At 64.0% G+C, this 18,522-nt stretch carries 18 protein-coding genes and 2 tRNA genes; 13 read left to right on the top strand and 7 right to left on the bottom strand.

What is annotated here, in order from left to right:
- Positions 1 to 244 precede the first annotated feature (244 nt).
- Both ACP5MM_RS08785 and ACP5MM_RS08780 read right to left on the bottom strand, forming a co-directional pair.
- Positions 245 to 320: transfer RNA gene (locus ACP5MM_RS08785), tRNA-Asn, on the bottom strand.
- Between the two features lie 187 nt (positions 321 to 507).
- Entirely contained in the window at positions 508 to 2,817 is a 2,310-nt protein-coding gene (locus tag ACP5MM_RS08780; protein ID WP_427934428.1) for a mechanosensitive ion channel family protein, read from the bottom strand.
- Positions 2,818 to 3,111: 294 nt separating this feature from the next.
- On the opposite strand from ACP5MM_RS08780, the gene ACP5MM_RS08775 reads away from it, so the two are divergent.
- From ACP5MM_RS08775 to ACP5MM_RS08765, 3 genes are all read left to right on the top strand, one after another.
- On the top strand, positions 3,112 to 3,360 hold the full coding sequence (locus tag ACP5MM_RS08775) for a hypothetical protein (RefSeq protein WP_427931811.1): 249 nt from the start codon (positions 3,112 to 3,114) through the stop codon (positions 3,358 to 3,360).
- A gap of 10 nt (positions 3,361 to 3,370) precedes the next feature.
- Entirely contained in the window at positions 3,371 to 3,655 is a 285-nt protein-coding gene (locus ACP5MM_RS08770) for a hypothetical protein (RefSeq protein WP_427931812.1), read from the top strand.
- A 104-nt stretch (positions 3,656 to 3,759) separates the two neighbouring features.
- Positions 3,760 to 3,984, top strand: coding sequence for a YMGG-like glycine zipper-containing protein (locus tag ACP5MM_RS08765; RefSeq protein WP_427931814.1), 225 nt, complete (start codon positions 3,760 to 3,762; stop codon positions 3,982 to 3,984).
- 68 nt (positions 3,985 to 4,052) lie between these two features.
- Here ACP5MM_RS08765 and ACP5MM_RS08760 read toward each other — a convergent pair whose 3' ends face one another.
- Positions 4,053 to 4,877, bottom strand: coding sequence for a ferritin-like domain-containing protein (locus ACP5MM_RS08760; RefSeq protein ID WP_427931815.1), 825 nt, complete (start codon positions 4,875 to 4,877; stop codon positions 4,053 to 4,055).
- Positions 4,878 to 5,188: 311 nt separating this feature from the next.
- On the opposite strand from ACP5MM_RS08760, the gene ACP5MM_RS08755 reads away from it, so the two are divergent.
- The 9 genes from ACP5MM_RS08755 to nfi all read left to right on the top strand — a co-directional run bounded on the left by ACP5MM_RS08755 (position 5,189) and on the right by nfi (position 12,969).
- Positions 5,189 to 5,824, top strand: coding sequence for an L-threonylcarbamoyladenylate synthase (locus tag ACP5MM_RS08755; RefSeq protein WP_427931817.1), 636 nt, complete (start codon positions 5,189 to 5,191; stop codon positions 5,822 to 5,824).
- A gap of 66 nt (positions 5,825 to 5,890) precedes the next feature.
- On the top strand, positions 5,891 to 6,550 hold the full coding sequence (locus ACP5MM_RS08750) for a site-2 protease family protein (RefSeq protein ID WP_427931819.1): 660 nt from the start codon (positions 5,891 to 5,893) through the stop codon (positions 6,548 to 6,550).
- Positions 6,550 to 7,761 (top strand): tryptophan--tRNA ligase, encoded by a 1,212-nt coding sequence (locus tag ACP5MM_RS08745; protein ID WP_427931821.1) that lies wholly within the window; start codon positions 6,550 to 6,552, stop codon positions 7,759 to 7,761. The genes ACP5MM_RS08750 and ACP5MM_RS08745 overlap by 1 nt, the downstream gene beginning before the upstream one ends.
- A 22-nt stretch (positions 7,762 to 7,783) precedes the next feature.
- A complete protein-coding gene (locus ACP5MM_RS08740; RefSeq protein ID WP_427931822.1) occupies positions 7,784 to 8,566 on the top strand; it encodes a segregation and condensation protein A in 783 nt (260 codons plus the stop codon).
- A complete protein-coding gene (scpB, locus tag ACP5MM_RS08735; protein WP_427931824.1) occupies positions 8,563 to 9,129 on the top strand; it encodes an SMC-Scp complex subunit ScpB in 567 nt (188 codons plus the stop codon). The genes ACP5MM_RS08740 and scpB overlap by 4 nt, the downstream gene beginning before the upstream one ends.
- Positions 9,130 to 9,308: 179 nt before the next feature.
- A complete protein-coding gene (locus ACP5MM_RS08730) occupies positions 9,309 to 10,610 on the top strand; it encodes an NAD(P)/FAD-dependent oxidoreductase (protein ID WP_427931826.1) in 1,302 nt (433 codons plus the stop codon).
- Positions 10,611 to 10,661: 51 nt separating this feature from the next.
- Positions 10,662 to 11,636, top strand: a complete 975-nt coding sequence (rluB, locus tag ACP5MM_RS08725) for a 23S rRNA pseudouridine(2605) synthase RluB (protein WP_427931828.1) — start codon at positions 10,662 to 10,664, stop codon at positions 11,634 to 11,636.
- Positions 11,637 to 11,639: 3 nt separating this feature from the next.
- Complete coding sequence (locus ACP5MM_RS08720) at positions 11,640 to 12,311, top strand: endonuclease III domain-containing protein (RefSeq protein ID WP_427934427.1); 672 nt, start codon at positions 11,640 to 11,642, stop codon at positions 12,309 to 12,311.
- Positions 12,298 to 12,969: a deoxyribonuclease V gene (gene nfi / locus ACP5MM_RS08715; protein ID WP_427934426.1), complete on the top strand. Its 672-nt coding sequence runs from the start codon at positions 12,298 to 12,300 to the stop codon at positions 12,967 to 12,969. The genes ACP5MM_RS08720 and nfi overlap by 14 nt, the downstream gene beginning before the upstream one ends.
- Before the next feature lie 159 nt (positions 12,970 to 13,128).
- Here nfi and hflD read toward each other — a convergent pair whose 3' ends face one another.
- From hflD to sfsA, 4 genes are read right to left on the bottom strand one after another with little or no spacing between them, the layout of a single operon-like run.
- A complete protein-coding gene (gene hflD, locus ACP5MM_RS08710; protein WP_427934424.1) occupies positions 13,129 to 13,797 on the bottom strand; it encodes a high frequency lysogenization protein HflD in 669 nt (222 codons plus the stop codon).
- Positions 13,798 to 13,800: 3 nt separating this feature from the next.
- Positions 13,801 to 16,416: a [protein-PII] uridylyltransferase gene (gene glnD / locus ACP5MM_RS08705; RefSeq protein WP_427932791.1), complete on the bottom strand. Its 2,616-nt coding sequence runs from the start codon at positions 16,414 to 16,416 to the stop codon at positions 13,801 to 13,803.
- A gap of 18 nt (positions 16,417 to 16,434) precedes the next feature.
- Positions 16,435 to 17,244, bottom strand: coding sequence for a type I methionyl aminopeptidase (gene map / locus ACP5MM_RS08700; protein ID WP_427932792.1), 810 nt, complete (start codon positions 17,242 to 17,244; stop codon positions 16,435 to 16,437).
- 38 nt (positions 17,245 to 17,282) lie between these two features.
- The gene (sfsA, locus tag ACP5MM_RS08695; protein ID WP_427932794.1) at positions 17,283 to 17,981 is read right to left on the bottom strand and encodes a DNA/RNA nuclease SfsA; all 699 of its coding nucleotides are present in this window, start codon (positions 17,979 to 17,981) and stop codon (positions 17,283 to 17,285) included.
- 114 nt (positions 17,982 to 18,095) lie between these two features.
- On the opposite strand from sfsA, the gene ACP5MM_RS08690 reads away from it, so the two are divergent.
- Positions 18,096 to 18,171: transfer RNA gene (locus ACP5MM_RS08690), tRNA-Thr, on the top strand.
- The last annotated feature ends 351 nt before the right edge of the window (positions 18,172 to 18,522 follow it).

Below are 18,522 nucleotides of genomic sequence, written 5' to 3'. Positions count from 1 at the left end.
CCAAAACCGAGGCAGGAAAAGCCAAGAGCGCGGCTAATGCCAGGAGCAGCGGAGTGCGTGCCGCCCGGCGAGAGGTGCGGGAGGTTATGGCGCTGATCCGCGAGTACAACAGGGAAGAGCGCGAGTTGATGAAGCTGATCCGGGGATGAGCCGCATCCACCCCGTTTTTCCTTCTGAGGTTGGATATGGGTTGGATGGAAAAAATGAAGGCACCTAGGAAACCGTCCTAAGTGCCTGATTTCTTTGGCTCCCCGGGACAGGCTCGAACTGCCGACCTAGTGATTAACAGTCACCCGCTCTACCGACTGAGCTACCGGGGAAAAGTGGTGCAGATGCTAGCGTCTGGCAGACGCCACGTCAAGTACCTGCCTTGATCCGATAGCTGCGCTCAGGCCGGTTGGGTGCCGTACGCACGGATCCTCTCCGGCGGGGTTCGGGGCTGCAGGTACGCAGGGGCCGATGCGCCTTGCCGCGGACCCCGGCATGCCTTGCCCCCCATCCATTTTCCTAGCCGCCCTTCGGGTCGGGCATTCCGGGTGTTATTTCTGGCCGGCGGACTGGGCTGGGGTGTGTGCGGGCGGAAATGACATGCACATCCTGTTGCTGATGGGCCAGGGCGATGCCGTGCTGGCGCAGGCTCTCCACCATCTTCGTGCGCAGTTCTGTCTGCACGTTGAAACTCTTGTTGCCGTCTTCCAGATATACCCGCAGCGCGAAACGCAGGGCGTTTTCGTCGACATTCAGAAATAAGGCCGTGGGCGGGATGCCGCGGGGATCATCCTGCAGGACATCGGGGTGGTGGCGCCCTACTTCCTCCAGGACCCGCATAACCAGGACTACGTCGCTGTCCTGGGATACCTGGACCGGGATCATCAGGCGGAGTACCGAATTGCTGTAGGTCCAGTTGGTGACCTGGCCGGAGATCATTTCCGAATTGGGTACAAAGACTTCCGTTCGATCAAAGGTCAGGATCAGCGTGTAGCGGATACTGATGCGTTGGACGTAGCCCTCGGTTTTGCCGACCGCCACCCAGTCACCCACGCGAATGGGCCGCTCAAAAAGGAGGATCAGGCCCGAAACGAAGTTGTTCACGATATTTTGCAGGCCAAAACCAATGCCCACGGATAAGGCGCCGGCAATGATGGCGAGGTTGCGCAGGTTGATGCCCGCTATGGCTAGGGCCACCAGCAGGGTGATGATTACTCCGACATAGCGAATGATGGTCAGGATGGAGTGGCGTTCGCCGGAAGCGAGACGATCCATGAAAAGCGGGTGTTTGCCGAGGCGCTGCTGGACCCAGGCGTTCACGTTGAGCAGCAGCAAGAATATCAGCAATGCGAGAAGCAGGCGCAGCGGCGCCAAGTGAAATCCGCCCACGGTAAACCCTGCCGAGAACTGTGCCCAAAGGATGCCAAAGCCGTTCCCCGAGAGCCCCCAGGCATGGAGGATGGCCGCGCCCACCAGGATCCAGAGGATGAAATAGAGCAGGCCGCGCAGCCACAGGGTGCCGGGCAGATTTTGTTCGGTGCTCAGACCCAGCCGGCGCCGCAGCAACTGTTTCCAGGCTCCGTCGTTGTGGCTCATGCGCAGGATGCCGTCGCGGAGCAGCAGGTTGAGGATCAGGCCCAGGCCAATGGCGAGCAGCGTCAGGGAGATGCCGCGAAACAGGAAGGCCGCCAGGGCATCGTAGCCGCTGAATTCGACCAGCACCGTAGCGATGATGGCCAGCCCGGCGACGATGCGCGGGAACGACCAGGCAGCGAAGGGCCGCACCGTGCCCAGATTCCAGAGCACCCGCAGCAGCAGTATCAGAATGGCCACCTGGAAGAGGGGCCGGACCACCTGTCCGCCGAGATCCGCCAGATCCACCCCGGGCAGTGGCCAATCCACAAAAAAATACAGTATTACCAGGAGGAGTACGCCGCGCAGCTCCAGGAGGAGGGAGCGGCTGATCCTGGGGGGCCAGTCCAGTTGGCGGGGCAGGGGGTGGCTCGGTGCAAGGATCAGATACAGGAGCGCGGCGCCTGCGGCGTAGCTCAAAATCCCCATGCAGAGTGCCCACGGCCATTGCTCCGCGGCGCCCTGGATTTCCAGGCTAGCGGCCGCCGCGCCGGCCCCCGAGAGCAGCGGCAGATAACGGCCCAGCGCCGCCTGCCAGGCAGATCCATAGCCACGGAGCATGGTTGGGGGCGGTTGGCGGGATCGTTGTCGGCGCCGCCATCCCCAGGCAATGACGAATGCCGCGAGGCCAAGCCCCAGGCACCACTGCATGTCGGCGCTGCCCAGCGCTGTCCGGCCACCGAGTCCACGCCACCAGCTTTGCCAGAAAGGGTGGGCAAAGGGCGGGGTGGACAGGAGGGCGGCACCGCCCTGAAAGAGATTGGGGCCATGATGGAGGAGGGCGGCGGTATGGATCCGGTCCTGCTCGTTCTGGACGCGCCGCTTTAGCTCCGTGCTTTGTACGGTGAGCAGTCGGCAGGTGGCCAGTTGGCTATTGACGCGCTGTTGCTGCTTTTGCAGGTGATCGCGCAGCTTGGCAAGGCTTGGCGGTTCACCCGCAACCACCGGACCGAGGACCGCAATATTCTGCTGGACGGCATCCAGATTTTTCTGTTCTCTCGCTACGCATTGCCGGGCATTGCTGGCAATCCCCGTACTCTCCGTGAGCCACTGTTTCAGCCCTTCCGGCGTCGGCCTTCCCGCCAGGCCTTTCTGAATGGACTGCAGGGTGTTGCCGGCCGCGAGCCAATCCCCAACGTCTGCATGCGCAGCGACCATGGTGGCCAGGGTCATGATGAATAATAAAAAGCGGGTCAAAGGGGCTCCTTGCTGCCCGTTTACTCTCCTATAGGGGAGAGCCGCCGTCAAGGCCGGAGGGTGGGCTCGGTGTAGACATCGAGCAACCATTTTAACTGACTGGTTTTCATGGAAAAATCCGGTTGTTATCGGAGTTTTGTTGGCCTGCGGCGACAAATCGGCGGAGCGATCTCCCCGGCATTCCGGACAAAACCGGAGTCAAATCAGTAAATATCCATCCACACAATGGGTTATTAAAACTGGCACGGATTCTGCTTATGAAATGCGTACACCTACTCAATGCAGGGGGAAACCATGCGCAACCCTATTCGAGATTACCTATTTGCCGTCATCCTGATGGCGCCGTTCGCGGCCTTGGGGATCTTTGTGCATCACGAAACTCCATCTGCCCCTCGGGCTGCGCCCCTCTTGGCGCATCAGGACCTGCAGGCGGCCCGGCAGGTGCGGGCCGTGGTGGGGCAGGTGGAACAAGCCCAATGGCTGCGCCTGGAGGCGCGGCCGGCAACGGAGGCTGCGCCTCCCGTGCCGATCATATCAATATAAGGAGAAGAGAATGACACGGAAAATACGGAGCATCATCGGGCTGGGTGCCTTGTTGCTGGGAGCGGCCGTGATGTCGGGCAGCGCCTTGGCCGACGGGGATGGCTGGGGCGGCCCGGCGCTCAGTTTGTCCATCGGTGTGCCGGGCGTCGCTTATTATGGGGCGCCCACCTATTACGCGGCGCCTCCGGTCTATTACGCACCGCCCCCGCCGCCGCCAGGGTGGTATGACCGTCGTGGCCCGCGCTGGCGCCACTGGCACCGCGGCGATGATCGGCGCTGGGGTGATGATGACTGAGCGCCTTGACCAGTAGGAAATGGATTCTCCGGGGGCATGGCTGGAACGCATGGAAGCGTTGCCCTTGGGCAGTCGCTTATCAAAATCAGGCAGAGGAGGGTCGTGTGAAGCGTAAAATTCTAGCCTTGGCTTTGGCTGGTGGCGTAGTGGCCTTGGGCAGCGGATGTGCGTCCATGACGCCTACCCAGCAGCGGGCCTTGAGCGGCGGTGCCATCGGAGCCGCGGGCGGCGCGGTGCTGGGAGCCGTGGCCGGCGGCAATCCGGCGGTGGGGGCGGCCGTCGGCGGTGCCGTCGGCGCCTCCGTGGGAGCCCTCATGAACAAGCTGTAAGGGATGGATCTGCAGTTTGTCGGGCCGCGCCTCGTCGAGGAGAGCGGCCCGACCGTTTTGCAATCCTGTTACGCGGCCACCAGCCGCCTTGCCCCCCGCGTTAGGAGGGGCAGGGCGGCCTTTTGCAGGGTCGGGGGCAAATCCACGGGCTTGAGCAGCATCTTGAGGGCCATGTCGAAGGGGTAATAGCGCCGGACCCAGACGCTCATGCGCCCCCGGAATTGTTCAAAATCATCGTGGGAAAAGGGCATTCCGGGGTTACGCACCTGGAAGACATTCTTGATGGCCAGATAGGCGTCCTCCTGGTCGACTTCGGCCACCCGCCGCCACAATTCCCGGCCAATCCGCCAACGGGAGTTGTTTTCCTGCTCCTGATAATGGCGAAAAAACCGGTAGAAATACTTGTAATGATGCACCTCGTCATTACGGATGCGGCTGGCAAGCTGGGCCAACACCGGTTCAGGGCTGGCCGCCTGGATCATGGCATAAAAGCTCGATGTCCCGGTTTCCACGACGCAGCGCGCCGCCATTTCCAGGGCGCGGCTGGGGCCCAGCAACTCGGGGCGGCAATAGGGGCTGTAGTCCTGGCGAAAGCCGGCAAAGGCCCGCTCCCAGTCAAAATCCGGCCACACGGTCGCCACATACTGGCGCAAGGCACGCCCATGCTGCATTTCCTCCATTTCCCACTCCGTTTCCAGCCAGGCAATGGCTTCTTCGTCGCCGGCATAATAGCTGACCAGATTGCGGGTGTAGAGGTCGGAGAGGATTTCGACAAAAGAGGCCCCGGCCAGGAGATAAAACCAGTCGGTCTCGGCGGCTATTTTCTGGAGATCGATGGCACCATAGGGAATGTCCGCCAGGGACCAGAGGGGGCGCGTGCTGTTTGCGGGCATGGTATCTTCTCCTCAACGCGGTTATTGCTTGTCGGCGGCGTAACGGACGTCCACATCACTATCGCCTGCGCAAAGGCGGCGCGCCGTTTCCGGCATTGCGGGCAAATGCCACAATGGTGGGCGCGGCCTGACCGTCAACTATACGTCTTTTGCCAGGGAACACCAAAATTCCTGCCTGGCCGGCCTTCTGTGGTCCGGGGAGCGCTTTGGTGGAAGCGGGACTGCGGCGTATCATCGGGCCGCCAGGGATAGGTTCTTGGTTGCCTGCCGCCCGCTGGCCATGATTCGTGCCGTTATCGGAGGAGTTGATAGTGGGTCTTTGTCTGAACATACATCCGGTCAATCCCCAAGCCCGTCTGCTGGCGCAGGCGCTGGACGTTCTGCGCGGCGGCGGTCTCCTGGTCTATCCTACGGATACCTGTTATGCCTTGGGCTGCATGATCGATGCCCGGGAGGCTCAGGAGCGCTTGCGCCGGATCCGCCAGCTCGATCTCCAGCATGACCTTTCCCTATTGTTTTCCAGCATCTCCCAACTGGCGGAATACGCCAAGCTGGATGACCGTGCCTTTGCCCTGCTGCGCCGGGCCCTCCCCGGGCCTTATACCTTCATCCTTCCGGCCACCCATGATGTGCCCCGGCGTCTGGCCGATCCGCGCAAACGCAGTATTGGCGTGCGCCTGCCAGACCATCCCCTGTGCCGCGCCCTGCTGGACGGCCTGGGGGAGCCGCTCATGAGTTCCACCCTGCAGTTGCCCGGAGATGCGGAGGCGCTGACGGATCCCGAACGCATTTGCGCGGAGATGGGGCGGCAAGTGGATCTGGTCCTGCTGAGCGGTCCGGGCAGCACGCTCTGCTCCACCGTGGTGGATCTGCTGGCCTGGCCGGCCCGGATCGTGCGCGAGGGCGCTGGGGATCCGGCACGGCTGGGGCTGCCCTCCGCCTCCTAGGAGGGATGCCGCGCAGAGCGGCCAGGAGTTTTCCAATTTCCCCGGGGAGGTTGTTATACTCCGCTCATGTTAGATACCGCGCAGTTCATCAAAGTCGTTGCCATCTGGTCCATCCCGGTGATTTTCGCCATCACCGTCCACGAGGTGGCCCACGGTTATGTGGCCTGGAAACATGGCGACCCCACGGCCATGCTCATGGGCCGGCTGACCCTCAATCCGCTGAAGCATATCGATCCCTTCGGGACCATCTTGCTGCCGGCGTTGCTCTTGCTGCTGGGTTCGCCCTTTCTCTTCGGCTATGCCAAGCCGGTCCCGGTCAACTTCGCCGGTTTGCACAATCCCAAGCGCGATATGGTCCTGGTGGCCCTGGCCGGTCCCGCCGCCAATCTGCTCATGACCTTTTTCTGGACCCTGGTGTTGTGGATCGGCGCGCATCTGCCCGGTCCGTTGGCCTATATCAGTGAGCCCATGCAGCTCATGGGCGTGGCGGGGATCAGCATCAATCTGATCCTCATGATCCTCAACATGATCCCCATTCCGCCCCTGGATGGCGGGCGGGTGGCCGTGGGCCTGCTGCCCGGAGCGGCCAGCGACGCCCTCAGCCGCCTCGAACCCTACGGCTTCATCATTCTGATCGTGCTGCTTTTCACCGGAGTTTTGGGGACGGTGATGGGGCCGGTTTTTTTCCTCTTGCGTAGTCTGTTTCTGCAGATGGGTGGAATGTGATGGGTGAAATCATCGTCTCCGGGATGCGCCCCACGGGGCGCCTGCATTTGGGGCATTATCACGGCGTGCTGAAAAACTGGCTGCGTCTGCAGGAGGCGCACGACTGTTTCTTCTTCGTGGCCGATTGGCACGCCCTGACCACCCATTACGAGACAGCCGAGGGGATCAGCGCGGCCGTCTGGGATCTCGTGGTGGAATGGCTGGCGGTGGGCATCGATCCGGAGCGGGCGACCATCTTCATCCAGTCGCAGGTGCCGCAACATGCGGAGTTGGCGCTGCTGCTGGGTATGCTCACGCCGCTGTCCTGGCTGGAGCGGGTGCCGAGCTTCAAGGATCAGCAGGAAAAGCTGCGCGATCGCGATCTGGCCACCTTCGGTTTTCTCGGCTATCCCCTGCTGATGAGTGCCGATATCCTGCTCTACGGCGCGCGCCAGGTGCCGGTGGGGGCCGATCAGGTGGCCCACCTGGAGATCACCCGCGAACTGGCGCGCCGCTTCAATAGCCTCTACGGACGGGATCCGGATGCCCCGGCGCAGGTGGAAAAGGGTCTGCAGGCCATGGGCAAGAAGGCGGCCCGGGCCTATCTCGGCTTGCGCGAACGTTACCAACAGGAAGGCGATGGGGCGGCCGTGGCCGAGGCCCAGGGTTTTCTGCAGGCCCAGGCGAGTCTCAGCGACGCCCTGCGTGCGCAACTGCTGGCCCATCTCGAGGGCCGGGGACGCGAGATCCTCATCGAGCCCCGGGCGCTCCTGACGGAGGCGGCAAAAATGCCCGGCCTGGATGGGCAAAAGATGAGCAAATCCTATGGCAACACCATTCCCTTGCGGGAACTGCCGGAGGAGGTGGGCAAGAAGATCCGGGCCATGCCCACGGACCCGGCGCGGGTGCGGCGCAATGATCCCGGCAACCCGGAAAAATGCCCCGTATGGGAGTTTCATCAGGTCTACTCCGGCCCGGAAACGCGGGCCTGGGTCTGGGAGGGCTGCACCACGGCGGGGATCGGCTGCCTGGATTGCAAACAGCCGGTGATTGATGCGGTACTGGCCGAACAGGCACCCATCCGCGAACGCGCCGAGTATTGGGCGGCGCGCCCTGCACAGTTGCGCGAGATCGTTGAGGCGGGTGCGCTGCGGGCCAGGGCCAGGGCTGCGGAGACCCTGGAAAAGGTGCGCAGCGCCATGCGCCTGGATCATGGCCGCGCACTACCCTGAAGCGGGGCAGGCGTCCGGTCCCATGGTCGGGCGCCCCGAAGGGCTTCCCGCGCAGGTCAAGGGGGTGGATCTGGGGGTGATTCCGGAAGGGCTCTATATTCCGCCCGATGCGCTGGAAGTCTTTCTCGACGCCTTCTCCGGCCCCCTTGATCTGCTGCTCTGGCTGATTCGCCGCAATCGCATGGATATCCGCGATATCCCGGTGGCGGAGGTCACGCGCCAATATCTGCACTATCTGGAAGAGGCGCGGCGGCGCAATCTGGAACTGGCCGCGGAATATCTGCTGATGGCGGCGTGGCTGGCGGAGATCAAGGCGCGCATGCTCCTGCCGGTTCCGCCCAGCGCCGATGACGAGGAAATGGATCCGCGCCTGGAATTGGCGCGCCGGCTTGAGGCCCTCGCCGTGGTGCAGGCCGCCGCCCAGGCCCTGGACCGCCTTCCCCAGGCCGGGCGCGACTTCTGGCCGGCGCTGGCCGTTGCCCATGATCCGCTGCCTGTCCCTCTGGCGGCGGCCACCCTTCCCGACCTGGTGCAGACTTGGCGGGGAATACAGGGCCGCTTGCGCCGCGCGGCGATCCAGCACCACCTGCCCATCGCCGAACTGGCCTTGCGCCAGTGCATGGCAGATATCCTGCAGCTTTGCACCGCGCGCCGGGAGCCATGGCCGTTGCCCGCCCTGCTGCCCCGGGAGGGCAATCGCCTGCGTCTGGCCATGGCGCTATTGGCCATTCTCGAACTCTTGCGCCAGCGCTCATTGCTCTTGGCGAGTACGGAAGGGGGCGAATGGGCGGTGCTGGCGCCATGATGGCCGCGTCCCGGAATCTCATGCAGGATCAGTTGCTGGCCCTGTTCTTGTCCAGCGACACGCCGCTGACCAGGGAGCAACTGGCGGCGGTCTTTGTTGCCGAGGAGGACGGCGATGACTGGGAGGCGGCCCTGCAGGGCTTGCTGGTGCAGGGCTCGGGACCGCTCGTATTGCGCGAGGTGGCCGGTGGCTATCAGTTGCACATCCATCCACGCTACACTCCCTGGTTGCTGCGTCTGCACGCCCAGGGGCCGCGCCGCCTATCCCGGGCCGTGCTGGAAACCCTCGCCGTAATCGCCTATCGTCAGCCCATCACGCGCCCGGAGATAGAACAGTGGCGCGGCGTGACCCTGGGGGCGCAGGTGCTGCGTCAGCTCCAGGAGCGCGGCTGGATTGACGTGGTCGGGCATCGGGATACCCCCGGCCGTCCGGCATTGTGGGCTACCACCGATGCCTTCCTGGCCTACTTCGCCCTGCCTACCCTGGGTGCCTTGCCCGAGTTGGAAGTGATCCGGGATGAAAAGGCGGGCGCCCTGTCGTCATCGGCAAAGGTCGCGGAGTAAAGAATCATTCATAAAGTATATGGGCAAATAACTATATTCTAATGATAAAATCTATCATCATCCACGAGATTTGCTATACTCCCCAATACAAAAAAGGGGCGAGTAATACGGGCGCGGCTCGAATGATCAGGTAGCCGGATTATCCAGCACAAGCAGTATTCAGCGAGGAGCATACAGCAATGGCACATGTCGTGATTCTGGGAGCAGGGACCGGGGGAATGCCGGCCGCCTATGAGATGAAGGCGGCCCTCGGGTCGGCCCACGAGGTGACGCTGATCAGCGCCAACGATTATTTTCAATTTGTCCCTTCCAACCCCTGGGTGGGCGTCGGCTGGAAAGAGCGCGACGACGTGTCCTTTCCCATCAAACCCTACGTGGAGCGCAAAGGCATCCACTTCATTGCGCAGCGCGCCGATCGGATCGACGCCGAGGCCAATCAGATCGACCTGGCCGATGGCAGCAAGGTCCATTACGACTACCTGTTCATCACTACCGGTCCCAAACTGGCCTTTGAAAACGTGCCCGGCTCCGATCCCCATGAAGGCCAGGTGCAGTCGGTGTGTACCCTGGATCATGCCGAAGCGGCCTACAAGTCCTATCAGGAGCTGTTGCGCGAGCCGGGCCCCATCGTCATGGGCGCCATGGCCGGGGCAAGCTGCTTTGGCCCCGCTTACGAGTATGCCCTGATCGTGGCCAGCGACCTGAAAAAGCGGGGGTTGCGCGACAAGATCCCGTCCATGACCTTCGTGACCAGCGAGCCCTTCCTGGGCCATCTGGGCATCCAGGGAGTGGGTGATTCCCAGACCATCCTGACCCGGGGGCTGAAGGAAGAAGGCTTTGAAGCCTACACCAATTGCAAGGTCACCAAGGTGGAAGACCACAAGATGTATGTCACCCAGGTAAACGACAAGGGCGAGACGGTCAAGGAAATGGTGCTGCCCTTCAAGTTTTCCATGATGATCCCGGCGTTCAAGGGCGTCCCGGCCGTGGCCGGCGTGGAGGGGCTGTGCAATCCCGGCGGCTTCGTGCTGGTGGATGAATACCAGCGCAGCAAGAAGTACCGCAACATCTTTGCCGCAGGGATTGCCATCGCCATTCCCCCGGTAGAGCAGACGCCGGTGCCTACGGGTGCGCCCAAGACCGGTTACATGATCGAGTCCATGGTGGCGGCTGCGGTAGCGAATATCAAGGCGGATCTGGAAGGCAAGACCGGGAACCAGACCATGGGTACCTGGAATGCCGTCTGCTTTGCCGATATGGGTGACCGCGGCGCCGCCTTCGTGGCCTTGCCGCAACTCAAGCCGCGCACGGTGGATTGGTTTGCCGAAGGGCGCTGGGTGCATCTGGCCAAGGTGGCCTTCGAGAAGTACTTCATCCGCAAAATGAAAATCGGCGTTTCCGAGCCCTTTTATGAAAAGGTGCTCTTCAAGATGTTGGGCATCACCCGCCTGAAGGACGAGGGACAGCGTAAGGCGTCCTGAACGGCTTTCCACTTCAGAGGAGCGCCCCGCCCTGTGCGGGGCGTATTTGTTATGACAAACGATGAAAAGCTGCAAAAGGTGCTCGCCCGCTTCGGCCTCGGTCCCCGCCGGCGCATGGAAGAATGGATAGCGGCGGGGCGGGTGAGCGTGAACGGTCTGGTGGCGAAGCTCGGCGATCGGGTCAGCGGCACGGACCGTCTGGCGGTGGATGGGGAGCCCCTGCGCGTTCCCGGCTGGGTGCGGCCGCGTTTGCGGGTTTTGCGCTATCACAAGCCGGTGGGGGAGCTGACCACGCGCCAGGATCCCCAGGGCCGGCCGACGGTCTTTGACCGCCTGCCGCGCCTGCGCGGGAGCCGCTGGATCGCCGTTGGGCGCCTGGATTACAACACCGAAGGGCTGTTGCTGCTGACCAATGACGGCGATCTGGCCAACGCCCTCATGCATCCGCGGGCGGAGGTGGAGCGGGAATATGCCGTGCGCGTCCTGGGCGAGGTGAACGACGCGCAACGCCAGCAGCTACTTGCGGGAGTGGAACTGGATGACGGCTCCGCCCATTTTCTCTCCTTGCAGGAGGCGGGGGGGGAGGGGGCCAATCGTTGGTATCACGTCACCCTGGCCGAAGGGCGGAACCGGGAGGTGCGGCGGCTTTTCGAGGCGGTGGGCCTGACGGTGAGCCGTCTCCTGCGCGTGCGTTATGGCATCATCGGCATGCCGCGTCACCTCAAGGTGGGTTATTTTGAAGATCTTCCCGAGGAAGAGCTGGCGGCCCTTCTGGAGACGGTGGGCATGACGCCGAAGGCCGCCTCCACCCATGGCGGTGGCGGCGAGCGGCTGGTGGAGCGGGCGCCCCCGGCGCAGCAGGGGCTGCGGGAAAAGGCCCCGGCAGGACGCAAGGCGCCGCGGGGCGGCTTGGCCGGCGCCGGATCGACGAGTACGGCTCCTTCTGGCAAAAAGGAGGGAGGCAAGCGGGCCCCCGGAGGAGCGGGATCGTCGGGGTTCCGGCCGGGGGGGCGGCGCGGGAAATAAGCCATGGCCGCATCCTCCGTCACCCGCTGGCCTTTGGTCTATGCGCGCCTCCATGCCCATTTCGGCGCCCAGGACTGGTGGCCGGCCCAATCGCCCTTTGAGGTGATGGTGGGCGCCATCCTTACCCAAAACACGGCGTGGCGCAATGTGGAGCGGGCCATCGCGGCACTGCGCGCGGCGGACGCCCTCGCGGTGCGCGCCATCCTCGGCATGGACGAGGCGGATCTGGCGCAATTGATCCGGCCGGCGGGTTACTTCCGGGTCAAGGCCAAGCGCCTGCGCGCCCTTTGCGCCTTCCTCGCCGCCCGAGGCGTGGCCGAAGACCCGGGGCAACTGGGTCGGGGGCAGGATCCCGCCGCACTGCGGCGGGACCTCTTGGCGGTGCATGGGGTGGGGGAAGAGACCGCCGATGCCATTCTGCTCTACGCCCTGGATGCCGCCGTGCTGGTGGTGGACGCCTACACCCGCCGCATCGGCGAGCGCTTGGGTCTGCTCCCGGAAAAGGCGAGCTACGGCGAGATCCAGTCGGCCATTGCTGCCGAGATCCCCGCCGACCTGGCGGTATTGAATGATCTGCATGCCTTGCTGGTGCAACTGGGCAAGGAGCATTGCCGCCCGCACCCCCGTTGCGAACCTTGCCCCCTGCGCTCCCTCTGCCCCCATGCCTGCGCCTGAATTCCCCCGGGATGCGAAAAAGGCCGTTGCCCTCCAGCGGCAGCTCGCCGGCTTGGTGCAGCTTGCCCCCCTGGCGCGGCTGCCGGAGCTGGTGGCGGGAGTGGACTGCGCCATCGCCCCCGGCGGCGAGGAGATCGTCGGCGTGGCCGTGCTGATGCGATTTGCCAGCGGAGAGGTGGTGGAGGAACAGGTGGCACGGCGGCCCCTGACCTTTCCCTATGTGCCGGGCTTGCTTTCCTTTCGCGAGGGACCGGTGCTCTTGGCGGCCCTGGCCGCCCTGACCCAAAGGCCGGAATTGCTCTTATGCGACGGCCAGGGCATCGCCCATCCCCGCCGTTTCGGCATCGCCTCCCATCTCGGGGTCCTGTTGGATCTGCCCAGCGTGGGGATTGGCAAATCCCGCCTGTGCGGGGAGGAGCGGGTGGTGGGGGAGCGGCGCGGCGACTGGGAGCCCCTGATGGACAAGGGGATCTGCATCGGCAGCATCCTGCGCACCCGTGAACGGGTGCGGCCCGTCTATGTCTCGCCGGGGCATCGCTGTGATCAGGCGGGCGCCCGGGCGGTGGTCCTGGCCTGGGGGCGGGGCCATCGCCTCCCTGAGCCGGTGCATCTGGCGGACCGGCTCAGCAAGCGCCGGCGCGTGGCGCCGTCACCCTAACGCGGACATGCGCCCGGTGCATCCCGTCATCATGAAACCGCCTTCACAACGGGTGGTCGCGGCCATGGGCCGCTCCTACGTTATTTTATCCTGGACAGCGGATGGTCGTTTCCTGTTAAGACATCTCCGCCCACCAGCAAATTGCGCTTTCCCCGTGCCCTAGGCGTCGGCGTTGAAGGGATTGGCGGCGAGCAGGGCGGTGGCCGCCTGGCAGAGGGCGCGCCGTTCCAGGATCAGGCGCAGGAGATTGCCGCCCCGTTGGCGCCACCATACGGCGGCGCGGATGCCGGCCAGCAGCAGGGTGCGAATGCGGGCGGCGTCTTCGGAATTGCTGAGATAGCGGCTCTCACCGCTGACGATGATGCGGGGGGAGAGCTTGCCGACGGCGTCGGTGTAGGTCTGGGCCAGACTGGCCGTGACGCTGGGGTGGAGAGGATCGGCAAAGTGCTCCATCTGGCGCTGGGCTTGTTCGATGCCCTGGCGCACGCGCTCGGCCAGGTCGTGGCGGGCGATCAGGCGCTTGCCCAGGGTCAGGAGCGCCAGCGCGTAACGGAGAAGTTCGGCCTCCTGGGCATTGCTGGGGCCGCGCAGCAGCAGGGGACAAATCAGGGCGAGCGCCCGGCGCAGGCCGGGGACGTCGCCAAAGAGCTGGATACCGTCGTTCCCATCCATGGCCAGGATGCTGCGGATGGTCTGGGTACTGGCTTCGCCGTTCTGCATGCCCTGGCGGGCGCTGTCCTGCACCAACAGGGCGGCGCGCAGGATGGCGGCCAGGGCGATGGCGCGGTCGCGCTGCTCCGCGGGATCCGCTCGGAATCGGGACCACATGACTTAGGCGGCCTTTTGCTGCAGGGCATGGAGCAAGGCGCTGCGCAGGCGTTCGCGTTGCGCCTCGGCCAGCTTCTTGCCGTTTTCATCGAGGATGAAGAAGGTGTCCTCCACCCGCTCTCCAAAGGTGGACACCTTGGCGCCATGGATGCTCAAGTTCAGGGCCAGCAGGACCTCGCCCACCTGATAAAGCAGGCCGAGGCGATCGGCGGCGGTCACTTCCAGGAGGGTGTAGTGCTGCAGGGCGGCGTTGTCCACGCTGACCACGACGGGGTTCTGGGCAAAAAAGCGATGACGCGCCCCATGGTGCCGGAGTCCGAAGCGGGGCACACTGACCGCTTCGCCGTCAATGATGGCGCGCAGGTGCTCGCCCAAGTCCTGATGGGCATCCGGGCTGTGGGCAAAGGCATGGCTCTCGTCCAGCACGATGAAGGTGTCCAGGGCGTGGCCGTCGGCACTGGTGTCGATGCGGGCGTCGAGGATGCTCAGGGATTGCTTGTCCAAGGCGCTGGTAATGCGCAAAAAGAGCCCGGGCACATCGCGGCCATAAATCAGCAGCTCGGTGCCGACGGGTTGGCGGGAACGGGCGAAGACCAGGGTGCGCTGGCCCGGGTGCTGCAAGATGCTTTGGGTATGCCAGAGGAGTTCGTCGTGGCCGTAGCGCATGAAATAATCGCTCCCCAGGGTGCGCCAGAGGGCCTGGGCCGAAGCCTGGACCTGGGCCGGCAGCGCGGCGAGGAGGTCGCGCTTCTTGGCGCGCAGCAGGGTGCGCCGATCCTTGGGGGCGATGGTGTTGCGCTGCAATTCACTGCGTACCCCGCGATAGAGCGTGGACAGGAGCATCCCCTTCCAATCGTTCCACAGGTCCGGGTTGGTGGCGCGCATATCGGCAATGGTGAGCAGCAGGAGATAGCTCAGGCGCCTTTCGTCGCCGACCATGCGGGCGAAATCCTGGATGACCCGGGGGTCTTCGAGATCGCGGCGCTGGGATACGCCGGACATGTCGAGATGGTGTTGCACCAGCCAGGCAAGAAAGCGGGTATCGGCCCGGTCAAGGCCCATGTCATGGGCAAAGCGCTTGACCTCCCGGGCGCCCAGACGGGAGTGGTCGCCCCCCTGTCCCTTGGCGATATCGTGGAAGATGCCGGCAATGACCAGCAGTTCCGGGCGATCGATGCGCAGGCGCGCCTCTTCGATCACCGGCAGGTCGCTGTGCCCGGCCGCCCAGAAAAGGCCCATCTGGCGGAGCAGAAAAAGTGTATGCTGATCAACGGTATATACGTGAAAGAGATCATGCTGAATCTGCCCCGTGATGCGCCCGAAGGGGGGCAGGAGGCGGGCCAGAATGCCGCATTGGTGCATGGCGGAAAGGGTCCGGTACACCCCTTCTGGCTTGGCCAGGATGGCCAGCAATTCGCTCCGGGCGAGGGGATCATCGCGGAGCATCTGCGGACGGAGATGCCGGCGCAGGGCATAAAGCTCCCGCTGCGTGGCGGCATTCAGGCCGCGTTGCTGAGGATCTTCGGCGAGCCGACGGAAGAGTCTCAATATGCTTGACAAAAGGGGCTCGGCAGGCTGATCCGGCGCAAAGCCGATGCTGTCCTGGCGCAGGGCAATGCCGCCCTCGAGCAAAGGCTCCGGCATGGTGGCGGAGGCGATATGCCGTGCCAGGTTTTCCTGGGCGATGGCGGAAATGCGGGCAACGCTGGCAAAAACGCGATAGATGTTTTGCATCAATTGTTCCACGGCGGAATGGTCGGCCGTGTCCTGAAAGCCCAATTGTGCGGCCAGCAGGGGCTGGAGATCCAGGCGCAGGCGATCTTCCCGCCGCCCGGCCGCGTAGTGCAGGCCGATGCGCAGACGGGAGAGGAAGTTGCGGGCCTGGAGGAGTTGCCGATATTCGCCGGCAGTGATGATCCCGGCCTCCTGCAGGTGGCGAAGGCGACCATCGCCCAGGCCGCTCCAGGCCAGCCACTGGAGCTGATGCAGGTCGCGCAGCCCGCCAGGGCCGTCCTTGATGTGGGGTTCCAGGTGGTAGGCCGTGTCGCTGAAGCGCGCATGGCGCGCCTCTTGCTCGGCGATCTTGGCGGAAAAGAAGAGGGCGGGCGGCCAGGGCGGCTTGGCTCGTATCCGCTGGTGCAGATGCCGTGCCAGCGTGCGCGCGCCCGCCAGGAATCGCGCTTCCAACAGGGTGGTGGCAATGCCCAGATCGCCGCGGGCCTCGTCCATGCATTCCGCAGGCGTGCGAAAACTGTGCCCGACCTGGAGCTGAAGATCCCAGAGCGTGGTGAGAAACGCCTCCACGAAGGCCTGCTGCGTTGCCGTGGCGGGGTCTTGGCCCAGGATCAGCAGGTCGATGTCCGAGTCGGGAAAGAGTTCGCCGCGGCCATAGCCGCCGACCGCAACCAGGGCCAGCCCGGCGCTTTTCGGCAACTGCAAACGGGCGGGGATCTGCCGCCAGATTTCGCGCAGCACCCCATCCACGAGGCGGCAGTGTTGCGTGAGCAGGGTGCTGCCGCCCACACCCCGGAGAAAGTCCTGGCGCAGGGCCTCGCGTCCCAGCCGCAACTGTTCCCGCTGGGCGTGGAAGGATTCGCTGTGGCGCGGCGTTTGCGGCATTGCCCTTTGCTGCATGGTTTAGATGGGATCGCCCGGCAGTTGGGTGAGGATCTCGTGGCCGCTGTCGGTGACGAGAATGGTATGCTCCCATTGCGCCGAAGCGCTGTGATCCTTGGTGACGATGGTCCAGCCATCGGGCAGCGCCTTGATGTGGCGTTTGCCGGCGTTGATCATCGGCTCGATGGTAAAGGTCATGCCCGCCACCAGTTCCAGCCCTTCGCCGGGGTTGCCGTAATGGAGCACCTGCGGTTCCTCGTGGAAGCCGCGCCCGATGCCGTGCCCGCAAAACTCTCGCACCACGGAACAATGCTGGGCCTCGGCATAGACCTGGATGGCGTGGCCGATATCGCCCAGGGTGGCGCCGGGACGCACCACCCCGATGCCGCGCACCATGGATTCGTGGGCGACTTCCATGACGCGGCGGGCGCGCAGGGGCGGTTCGCCGACCATGAACATCTTGCTGCTGTCCCCGTGGTAACCATCCTTGATGACGGTGACGTCGATATTGAGGATGTCGCCCTCCTTGAGAACGCGATCGCCGGGAATGCCATGGCAAATGACATGGTTCAGGGAAATGCATACCGACTTGGGGAAGGGCGGATAATCGGGACTGGGCTGATAATGGAGGGGCGCGGGGATGGCATCGAGATCATGGACGATGTAGTCATGGCAGATGCGGTCCAGCTCGTCGGTGCTCACGCCCGCCCGTACATGGGGGCCGATCATCTTCAGCACCATGGCCGTCAGGCGCCCGGCCACGCGCATTTTTTCGATCTCCGCGGGGGTCTTGATGCTTGGTTGATGTTTTTGCTGGGTTCTCTGTAACATGGAAATCTCTCCTGCGGCGCTTCACCAACCGCCAACGGCTAAAAGAGCAAGCGTTCCGCTCCACTAATGATTATCTTATCAACTGTGATCCGTGTTCGATAGGCCAGGATCTCCACCCCTGCCGCACGCGCCTCGCGCAGGGCAAGACCATAGGCCGGATCCACGTCATCGGCCGGCGCGAAACCCTCGCCATCCTCCCGCCCAATGAGAAAACACATCACCCCGCGGCCGCCTTCCCGCACCACCCGGGTCAAGGCGCGCAGATGGCGCCGCCCGCGCTCCGTTACGGCGTCGGGAAAGCGGATCACGCCATCCCTATCCAGCATGGTGCAGGATTTGACCTCCACATAGCAGGGCGGCCGCTGGGGGTGGGTCAGCAGGATGTCGACCCGCTCACGCTCGCCATAGGCCACCTCCCGGCGCAACGCTCCATAGCCGCCCAAGGCCTCGATCCGGCCGTTGCCGATCCCTTCGGCGACCACCGCATTGGGCCGCTGGGTATTGACGCAGACCCAGCTCGCACCGCTCCAGTACAGCTCCCAGGTCCAGGGCAGTTTGCGTTTGGCATTGGTGCTGAAAGACAGAAAAACCGCTTGACCGGGCTCGGCACAACTGCGCATGGTGCCGGAATTCGCGCAATGGGCCGTCACCACATCCCCGTTCGCGAGGCGGCAATCGGCCATGAAGCGCTGATAACGGCGCACCAGCAGGGCGGGTGTCAGGGCGGGAAGATCCATTTGCCCAGCATAGCGCAGCAAGCCCATGGGCGAAAAGCCAGCCCTCGCCCGAGCCCATCGCTCCGCCGTTCTTGTCGTACCACCTGGCGACGGCTACAATAGCCCCGTATTTTGGCCGGCGTAGCTCAGTTGGTAGAGCAATCGATTCGTAATCGATAGGTCGGAGGTTCGACTCCTCTCGCCGGCACCATATAAAAAACAATTGGTTTTGTAGTTTCCCTGGCCTATTTTCCGTGTCGGCTCAGTAGCAAAGCGAGATCGCATGCGCCGGACGGGAGCGGACGCATCACCCTCCGGGAATGCCCGGACGATCCGGAGAAGCCAAGCTGTCCCGGCGGCGCAGACCGCGCCCAATCCATTGTCAAGCATGGCCTTCCCAGCCACAATCATCCTTCATTCATAAGCATTGAGATCCGCGATGGACGATCCCGCCGCAGCGGCCTTGGCTGCCTGGCGCCACCTGCTGCAAAGCCTTTCCGCCTGGCCCTATCCGGTATTGCATCAAGGATGCGGAGCTGCGCTGGGTCTATGCCAATCCGGC

The organism is Acidithiobacillus sp., assembly GCF_049965315.1.
Classification (GTDB): domain Bacteria; phylum Pseudomonadota; class Gammaproteobacteria; order Acidithiobacillales; family Acidithiobacillaceae; genus Acidithiobacillus_B.
The sequence above is the reverse complement of the archived record's forward strand: the minus strand, read 5'-3'. Positions and strand labels throughout refer to the sequence as shown.